Source organism: Flaviaestuariibacter flavus (assembly GCF_004337505.1).
GTDB lineage: Bacteria > Bacteroidota > Bacteroidia > Chitinophagales > Chitinophagaceae > Flavisolibacter > Flavisolibacter flavus.
The window spans coordinates 1-8,231 of sequence record NZ_SJZI01000011.1 but is presented as its reverse complement, the minus strand read 5'-3'; the positions used below and the strand labels follow the sequence as shown (position 1 = coordinate 8,231).

Sequence of the window (8,231 nt, the reverse complement as noted above, 5' to 3'; positions counted from 1 at the left end):
CAATTGTGCGGGCTTTTTTTATCGGGCAATTTCCTGATCTCCGATTTCCGATGTCTGATTTGGTTCAGAAGAATAATTAAAAAGCCCCGCCGAGCGGGGCTTCAAACAATTTATCATTCCGATGATCGGAAAAATCAGACATCGGAAATCGGAGATCGAAAGATTTAAATAATGTCCATTGCCAGCACGAAGAACGTGGTGACGAAGGGGATGATGAGGGTAAGCCACTGCCAGTGGGCGAAGATGGCGAACAGGAGGGCGGCGGTGGAGATGAAGAACAGGAGCCAGTATTTGCCGCGGTTAGAGCGTTTCACTTCCATCAGAAAAAATTTTGGCAAAAATAGGGGAGCGGCGGCAAACATCGAAGGAGGCCTGCCTTCTTTATTTAGACTTTCCCCGATCAGCGTGCTTTACCTATTTTCGCGGACATTGTGTGCCTGCCACACAAAGTCTTTTGCTTGATCAAAGCCAATCACATTGCGATGAAGATCGATTTTTACCTGCGTTTTCATACCCGCTACGGGCAGGCGCTCTCGGTTTCGGGAAACCTGCTTTCCCTCGGGGGAAATGACGGCGCCGCCGCCCTTCCCATGCGTTTTATCAACCAGGACTTCTGGCATGCCTCCATCGAGGTGGATCCGGCGCAGAGCGAGACCCTGCACTATCACTACATTTTAACCAACGAGCACGGCGAACGCAGCACCGACGCGGAAAAAGACCGCGTGGTGAATATCGCCAAAAAGGATACGGAACACCTCGTGCTCATCGATACCTGGAATTACGCCGGCGAATTCGAGAACTCCTTCTTCACCGCACCCTTCCGGGAAGTTTTTTTCAACAACGGCGGCTCGCCGCGCCTCCGCAAGGCAAAGCGCTATACGCACCAGTTCCGTGTAAAGGCGCCGCTGCTGGGCCCGCAGGAATGCGTGTGCCTCCTGGGAGAGGGCGCGGCCCTCGGCAACTGGAACAGCGAGGCCCCGGTGCTGCTGGAGCGCTCCGGCGACTGGTGGACGGTCAAGCTTGACCTCACGAACGCCAGCTTCCCGCTTACGTATAAATACGGGGTATATAATTTCAAAAAGGCCGACTTCGCCGCCTACGAGGAAGGCGATAACCGCACCCTGTTCAGTCCCGACGTTGCCGACACCATCACCATTGCACATGATGGCTTTGTTCGGCTTCCCAACAGCACCTGGAAAGGCGCGGGCATTGCCATCCCGGTGTTCTCGCTCCGCTCGCAGGCATCCTTCGGTGTGGGTGAGTTCGCCGACCTCAAAGTGCTCGCCGACTGGGCCGCAGGCGTTGGCATGAAACTGATACAGCTGCTCCCGGTCAACGATACTTCGGCCACCTTTACCAGGGCCGATTCCTATCCCTACGCCGCTATTTCTGCTTTCGCCCTCCACCCGCAGTATATCAGCCTCTCCCGCGTGGCGGGCAAGAAGGGCGCCGCGTCGCTGAAGTCGCTGGCCAAAAAACAAAAGCAACTGAACGCACTCACCGAGATCGATTACGAAGAGGTGATGAAGATCAAGATGCAGGTGCTGCACGAACTGTATGAGGCCGCGGGGGATGACTTTACCAAGGAATCCGACTACCGCGATTTCGTGGCAGCCAACAACCATTGGCTGAAAGCCTACGCGGTGTTCAGTCACCTGCGCGATAAGTTCGGCACCTCCGACTACAACCAATGGAAGACGAACGCAGTTTATAACGAGGAAGAGATCGATAAGCTGATCTCGGCCCGTTCCAAGACCGCAAAAGATATCCGCTTTTATTTCTGGCTGCAGTACCACCTGCACCTGCAACTCCGCGATGCGGTGGAATACATTCATAAAAAAGGAATCGTCGTCAAAGGCGACATCCCGATCGGCATCTACCGCTACAGCGTGGACGCCTGGCAGGAGCCGGAGCTGTACCACATGGACTGGCAGGCCGGCGCTCCGCCCGACGACTTCGCCGTAAAAGGCCAGAACTGGGGCTTCCCCACCTATAACTGGGACCGCATGCAGGAAGACGGCTTCCGCTGGTGGAAGCGCCGTTTCGAGCAGATGTCGAATTATTTCGACGCCTTCCGCATCGACCACATACTCGGGTTCTTCCGCATCTGGAGCATCCCGATGGACGCGGTAGAAGGGATCATGGGCCGCTTTATCCCCGCACTGCCGATCCGCCACCATGAGTTTGGTGAGCGCGGCATCTGGTTCGACTACGACCGTTATTGCCGTCCCTATATCACCGATGCCGTGCTCGGGGAGATCTTCGGCGGGAGCGCCGAATTCGTACGCCAGCATTTTCTCCGCGACAATGGGCGCGGGGGCTACGACCTGCTGGAGTCGTACAACACCCAGCGTAAGATCGAGGCGCATTTTCACCTGCAGGACGAGAACGATCAGAATGCGGCGCTGAAGCAAGGTCTTTTCGACCTCGTGTCGAACGTACTCTTTTTCGAAGAGCCCGGTTCCAACGGCACGAATTATCATTTCCGCATCGCGATTGAAAGCACCACGTCGTTCCGTCACCTCGACGGCGCGCTCCAGGCCCGCCTGAAAGAGCTTTATGTCGATTACTTCTTCCGCCGCCAGGATGAATTCTGGAAGCACGAGGCGCTGCGCAAGCTCCCCGCCCTGAAGGAAGCCACCAATATGCTGATCTGTGGTGAAGACCTGGGCATGGTGCCTGCCAGCGTGCCCGACGTCATGAAAGACCTGGGCATCCTGAGCCTCGAGATCCAGCGGATGCCCAAGGATCCGAAGACTGAGTTCTTCCACCCCAAAACGGCGCCCTACCTGAGCGTGGTAACGCCTTCCACCCACGATATGAGCACCATCCGCGGCTGGTGGGAAGAAGACCGCGATCGTACGCAACGCTTTTACAACCAGGTGCTGGAATCGCACGGAACGGCGCCCTATTTCTGCGACAGCTGGATCAACCGCGCTATCGTGCTGCAGCATCTCTATTCCCCCGCGATGTGGAGCATCTTCCAGCTCCAGGACCTGCTGGGGATGAGCGACGAACTGCGCCGCGACGACCCGGCCGCCGAGCGGATCAACCAGCCCGCCGACCCGAAGCATTACTGGCGCTACCGGATGCACCTGACACTCGAGCAGCTGCTGAAGGAAAAGGAGTTCAACACCGAGGTGCGCGATTACATCACCAATAGCGGTCGTTAAGCATGCGGCTTTGGTATCGGGCCTACGAGCTTCCCTTCCAGTACCCGTTCACGATCTCGAAGGGAACGAAAACGCAGCAACCCACGCTGGTTACGGCGCTGGAGCATATGGGACATTGGGGCTTCGGTGAAGCACCCGCGATCACCTACTATGATATCAGCACCGAAAAGATGGTGGCCGACCTCGAGCGGAAGAAGATCTTCGTGGAGAAGTTTGCCTTCACCGATCCCGAGCGTTACTGGCATTACCTGCATCACCTGTACCCGGCCAACCCGTTCCTGGTGTGCGCGCTCGATATAGCCGGCTGGGACCTGTATGGTAAGATGAAACGCAGGCCGGTCTCGGAGTTCTGGAAACCGGCCGTGCCACTGCAGCCTGTGACCGACTACACCATCGGCATCGACACGATCGAAAAGATGGTGGCAAAGCTCCAGGCGCATCCCTGGCCGCTTTACAAGATCAAGCTGGGCACCCCTGAAGACATTGCCATTATCGAGGCCCTTCGGCGCCATACCGAAGCGCCCTTCCGCGTGGATGCCAATGCGGCATGGACGGTGGAAGAAGCGCTCGAAAAGATCCCGGCGCTTGCCGCGCTTGGGGTAGAGCTGATTGAGCAGCCGCTAGCCAAGGACAACTGGGAGGGCATGAAGCAACTGATGAATCACTCGCCGCTGCCACTCATTGCCGACGAAAGCTGCGTGTTTGAAAGCGACGTGGAGCGCTGCGCCGGCCACTTTCACGGCATCAACATCAAGCTAACTAAGTGCAGCGGCATCACACCGGCGCTGCGGATGATAAAACAGGCACGCGAACTCGGACTCAAAGTGATGATCGGCGCGATGAATGAAAGCAGCGTCGGGTCCGCCGCCATCGCCCACTTGTCTGTACTTGCCGACTATATCGACGCCGACGGCCCCTTGCTGCTGTCGCAGGATCTTGCCAAAGGCCTGACCTACCATCCCGATGGCCGCATCGAGACTTCAGGCGAGCCCGGGCTGGGAATTACGTTTCATCCGGAGCCTTACCAGAAGTAGAAAAGAATTATGAAGGTGTAACTTGCTGCGGTCAGTCTTAACGTCATGGAGTTTGCTTCGCTGCGCTCGCAATGACGCTGCGCGTCGGCTTCGCCTACCACGGCTACGCCCCTTGCTTCGCACGCAAAAAGAAACCCGTCGCATAGCGACGGGTTTCTTTTTTATTCCGTGGTTTCCGCGTGCACGTTACCAGATCCGGACTCTCAGCGAATCCGCGCGGTACATCTTGTCGCCGGGCTTAACGCCAAAGGCTTCATAGAATTCCGGCACGTTCACAAAGGGTCCGTTGACGCGCCATTTCGCCGGCGAATGCACGTCGGTGAGCAGGCGCGTTGCGAGCTCTTCTTTCTTCTGGTGGCCGAGCCATCCCAGTGCATAGCCGTGGAAAAAGCGTTGCAGCGGTGTCATGCCGTTGATGATCTTTCCGCTCTTATAGGTTTCCGTTTTTTTGAAGACCTCGAGCCCGAGAATGGCGCCGCCGAGGTCGGCGATGTTCTCGCCAAGCGTGGCGCGGCCGTTGATGCGCTGCGTGTCGACAGGCATGTACTCGTTGAACTGGCGAACCATGAATTCGGCGCGCTTCGCGAATTCGGCGGAGTCCTTCGGGGTCCACCAGGCGCGCAGGTTGCCCTTCTCGTCGTACTGGCGGCCTTCGTCGTCGAAGCCGTGGGTGATCTCGTGACCGATGGTCGTGGCGCCGGCGTAGCCGTATACCAGGGCATCGTCGAGCTGTGCATCCTTATAGCCCGGCACCGTGAAGATGCCCGCGGGGAGCACGATCTCGTTGTTACTCGGGTTGTAATAGGCATTGTAGGTCTGCGGGTTCATATCCCACTCTTCGCGGTCAACGGGCTTACCGAGCTTGTTCACTTCGTAGTGATGCCACCAGTTGGCTGCAGCCATCACGTTGCGGGCAAGCGGTTGCCGCTTGATCTCCATCGCGGAGAAGTCTTTCCATTTGTCGGGGTAGCCTACCTTCTTCTTCATGGAAGCCAGCTTCACAAAAGCCTTCTGCTTCGTGCTGTCGCTCATCCAGTCGAGCTGCGTGATGCGGTCGTGCAGCGCGGTGCGCACTTCTTCCACCATCTTTGAATAACGCTCCTTAGCTTCTTCGGGGAAGAATTCTTTCACGAACACCTTGCCGAGCGCTTCACCCATGAGGCGGTCTTCCAGCTGCAGCATGCGCTTCCAGCGGGGGAGGGGCTTTTCGATGCCGCGGATCTTTGTGCTGTAAAAGCGGAAATACTGCAGGTAGGTGGCCGAATCGAGGTAAGGCGCCATGCTGCGCAGCAGGTGAAAGCGCAGGTAATCCTGCAGCACCGGCACCGGTGTTCCGCGCAGCGCTGCGTTGAGTTCTTTGTAGAACTCCGGCTGGCCTACGATAACCGAATCGACACCTTTTACGTCCTGCTTTTTCAGCAGTTCGGTCCAGTTGACGGCGGGGCAAAGTGTAGCGAGCCCGTTCACCGACATCTTGTTATAGTTGCGGTAGGGATCGCGGAGGTCTTCCAGCTTGCGCGAGGCGCTGGCGAGCCGGGTTTCGAGCTGCAGGTGCAGCGAAGCCTTTTGTTTGGCGGCCGCTACATCGTTGCCCAGCGTTCCGAACACTTCCTGCACATATTGCTGGTAGCCCTGGCGGATGCCGGTGGTGCGCGCGTCGGTGTTGAAATAGTAGTCGCGGTTCGGAAGCCCGAGTCCGCCCTGGTTGAAGTAGAGCGCCATGACATCGGAGTTCTTCGCATCCTGGTAGATACCGGCGTCGAAGCCGCCACTGATTCCCTTCATCTGGAAATCGGCAAGCACGTTCATGATCCCGTTGAGGTCTTTTGCTGCGTTGATGGCATCCAGCTCCGGCTGGATGGGCTGAAGCTTCTGCTGTTCGGCGGTGGTGGAATCCATGGCGCTGTACCAGAAATCGCCCACTTTTTTGTCGATGCCGCCGGTGGCCTTCAGCGCGTCTTCGTTGATCTGCCGCAGGCGCATGTCGAGATCTTCCTGGATGGCGTGGCCGATGGTCCAGGAGCTATAGCCTTCGGGGATCGGGAAGCGCTTGATCCAGCCGCCGTTGGCGTAATCGAAGAAGTCTTCGCGCGGGCTTACGCTGCTGTCGCGGTCGGAAAAAAGAATGTCGGCGGCGGGATTGTCGGCGGTGGAGCCGGCAATCTTGGTGTCGCCGCCGTTACAGGCCGCCAGCAGGAGCGTTACGGCTGCAAGAGGTAGAAAAGGACGGTACATAATTGTTACTTGTTGAGGCTTAAAAATAGCGGAAACGGCGGGAAGATGCTTGTTAATGTGATCGGCGGCAGCAATCGGCATCGAATTTGTTAAACTGCGGAAAAACACCACCCTTCATGCGTCTTTCCCTGCTGACCTGCGGCGCCGCATTGCTTTTTGCATCGGCCGCATCTGCGCAATCTCCTGTTCAACTTGGACTTTTTGCCGGTATCGGCCAATACGAGGGCGACCTCAAAAGCGGGCTTTTCCGCGGTCGCGTCGACCCGGCCATCGGCCTCACCGGGTCTTACGATATCAGCAGCCGCTTTGCGCTGCGCGCCGGTCTTACCTTCTCCGCCCTCCAGGCAAGCGATGCCTCCAACAACAAAGATGAATTGCGCCTGCGCAATTTTTCATTCAAAACAAAGCTGACCGATTTCAGCCTGGTGGGGCAATACAGCTTCTTCAACATTGACCAAACACGCTGGACGCCGTATGTATTCGCGGGGATTGCCGTGTTTCATTTCGATCCGTATACGTACGATGCATCCGGACAGAAAGTGTACCTGCAGCCGCTCGGCACCGAGGGGCAGGGGCTGCCGCAAAACCCGGGGCGGGATCTTTACAAAAAGACGCAGCTGGCCATCCCGTTTGGCGGCGGCATCACCTATGCGCTCACGGAGCGCTGGCAGCTCGGGATCGAAGCCGGCATCCGCAAAACATTTACCGATTATATCGATGACGTCAGCGGCACCTATGCCGACCAGGCCGATCTGCTTGCCGGGCGCGGATCAGAGGCGGTATCTGTTGCCTACCGCCGTGATGAAGTAGACCCGGGTGCCGCCTACCCGCAAAAAGGTGCCATGCGCGGCAACGACAAGTTCAAGGATGTATACTACTTCACCGGGCTGCACCTGCAATTCCGGCTCGGAAGCGGTGGGGGAAAAGGGAAATACGGTTGCCCGTCGGTGCAATAAGATTGAATAAGGTGAAAAAGAGTTTTTCACCGCGAAGAGAAGGAGTAAAAGAAGCGTTACGCTAAGGAATAGGGTCCCGCCGGGCGGCGGGACCTTTGTTTGCGACGGTAGTGCTCAGTTAAGTGTGTCATTTATTTATTCAGCCTGTCTCCGTACTTCAAAGTTAACTCTGTGCGGACGGTGGTCCATGCGAACATGGTGCCTTGCCACCTGGTGTTTGCATTTATGGTAGCCAGGTAGATTTGTTTGACGATAGCATCTTCGGAAGAGAAGGCGCCTTTCGTCTTGGTGACCTTGCGCACCATGCGATGATAACTTTCGATGGGGTTGGTCGTGTATATGATCTTACGGATGGCAGGTGAATAGTTGAAGAACGTGCTGAGCCGCTCCCAATTGGCCCGCCAGCTTTTGAATATGATGCTGTACCTGGCACCCCACTTCTTTTCTGCTTCCTCCAGGTAGTGCAGGCCCATGGCGGCATTGACAGCTTTATAGACCTGCTTCAGATCACGCACAAAAGGCTTCAGGTCCTTCCAGTTCATATACTTCATCGAGTTGCGCATCTGGTGCACCAGGCACAGCTGCACTTCGGTCTGGGGGAATAAGTCTTCTATGGCTTCTGCAAACCCCTTCAGGTTATCGATGCAGGCAATGCAGATGTCTTCCACGCCCCGGTGCCTGAGATCAGCGAGCACCGAGCGCCAGAAAGCCGCTCCCTCGTTTTCTCCAAAGTAAATGCCGATCACTTCCTTTTGCCCTTCCGTGGAAACGGCCAGTATGGAATAGATGGCCCGGGTCTTCACCACGCCGTCCTGTCGGACTTTGAAGTGGAT

Annotated in this window: 6 protein-coding genes; 3 read left to right on the top strand and 3 right to left on the bottom strand. The window is 56.8% G+C overall.

Annotated features, from left to right (window positions below; all coding sequences use genetic code 11):
* Positions 1-164: 164 nt before the first annotated feature.
* Positions 165-320: a hypothetical protein gene (locus tag EPD60_RS16895; protein WP_165871456.1), complete on the bottom strand. Its 156-nt coding sequence runs from the start codon at positions 318-320 to the stop codon at positions 165-167.
* Positions 321-482: 162 nt separating this feature from the next.
* On the opposite strand from EPD60_RS16895, the gene EPD60_RS07230 reads away from it, so the two are divergent.
* Both EPD60_RS07230 and EPD60_RS07225 read left to right on the top strand, forming a co-directional pair.
* Positions 483-3,173, top strand: a complete 2,691-nt coding sequence (locus tag EPD60_RS07230) for a 4-alpha-glucanotransferase (protein ID WP_131448334.1) — start codon at positions 483-485, stop codon at positions 3,171-3,173.
* A gap of 2 nt (positions 3,174-3,175) precedes the next feature.
* Complete coding sequence (locus EPD60_RS07225; protein WP_131448332.1) at positions 3,176-4,207, top strand: dipeptide epimerase; 1,032 nt, start codon at positions 3,176-3,178, stop codon at positions 4,205-4,207.
* A 186-nt stretch (positions 4,208-4,393) separates the two neighbouring features.
* Here the strand turns inward: EPD60_RS07225 and EPD60_RS07220 are convergent, their stop codons facing one another.
* The gene (locus EPD60_RS07220; RefSeq protein WP_165871455.1) at positions 4,394-6,442 is read right to left on the bottom strand and encodes a M13 family metallopeptidase; all 2,049 of its coding nucleotides are present in this window, start codon (positions 6,440-6,442) and stop codon (positions 4,394-4,396) included.
* 116 nt (positions 6,443-6,558) lie between these two features.
* On the opposite strand from EPD60_RS07220, the gene EPD60_RS07215 reads away from it, so the two are divergent.
* A complete protein-coding gene (locus EPD60_RS07215; protein ID WP_131448328.1) occupies positions 6,559-7,398 on the top strand; it encodes a DUF6089 family protein in 840 nt (279 codons plus the stop codon).
* A 131-nt stretch (positions 7,399-7,529) separates the two neighbouring features.
* On the opposite strand, the gene EPD60_RS07210 is transcribed toward EPD60_RS07215, so the two are convergent.
* Positions 7,530-8,231, bottom strand: a 702-nt coding sequence (locus EPD60_RS07210; RefSeq protein ID WP_131448326.1) for an IS256 family transposase, incomplete at its 5' end; no start/stop codon positions are given.